Origin of the sequence: Streptomyces sp. NPDC059696, from assembly GCF_042733745.1 — a bacterium.
Lineage (GTDB): Bacteria > Actinomycetota > Actinomycetes > Streptomycetales > Streptomycetaceae > Streptomyces.
On the sequence record NZ_JBHWFG010000099.1, the window covers coordinates 1 to 618 of the forward strand.

The 618-nt window shown below is 60.2% G+C and carries 1 protein-coding gene; it reads right to left on the bottom strand.

Annotation, left to right across the window (positions count from 1 at the left end):
- A partial coding sequence (locus ACFV20_RS36815; protein ID WP_385665469.1) for an ATP-binding cassette domain-containing protein occupies positions 1-606 on the bottom strand: 606 nt, incomplete at its 3' end.
- Between the last annotated feature and the right edge of the window lie 12 nt (positions 607-618).

Sequence of the window (618 nt, forward strand, 5' to 3'; positions counted from 1 at the left end):
CGTGATGCCCTTGCCCTTGAGGCCGAGGATCAGGTCCAGCAAGTGCTGGGAATCCGATTCGTTCAAGGCCGCAGTGGGCTCGTCCAGGATCAGGAGCCTCACTGATTTGTTGAGCGCCTTGGCGATTTCCACGAGCTGCTGCTTGCCGACACCGATCTCCTTGATGGGCGTGTCCGGGTCTTCGCGGAGCCCCACGCGGGCCAGCAGTTCGATGGACCGCTTGCGGGCTTCGGCCCAGTCGATGACTCCCCACTTGGTGGGTTCGTTGCCCAGGAAGATGTTCTCCATGATGGACAGTTCCGGAATCAGCGCCAGCTCCTGGTGGATGATCACGATGCCGGCGGCTTCGCTTGCCCGGATGTCCTTGAACTGCTGGGTTTCGGCCTGGTAGACGATGTCGCCGGTGTAGCTTCCGTATCCGTAAACGCCGGACAGGACCTTCATGAGGGTGGATTTCCCAGCCCCGTTCTCGCCACAAATTGCGTGGATTTCACCCGCCTTTACCCGCAGGCTCACATTCGACAAGGCCTTCACGCCGGGGAATTCCTTCGTGATCGAGCGCATCTCCAAGAGGATGGGATCACCTTGCGTGTCGAGGGTTGTCATCAGCCCTTACGC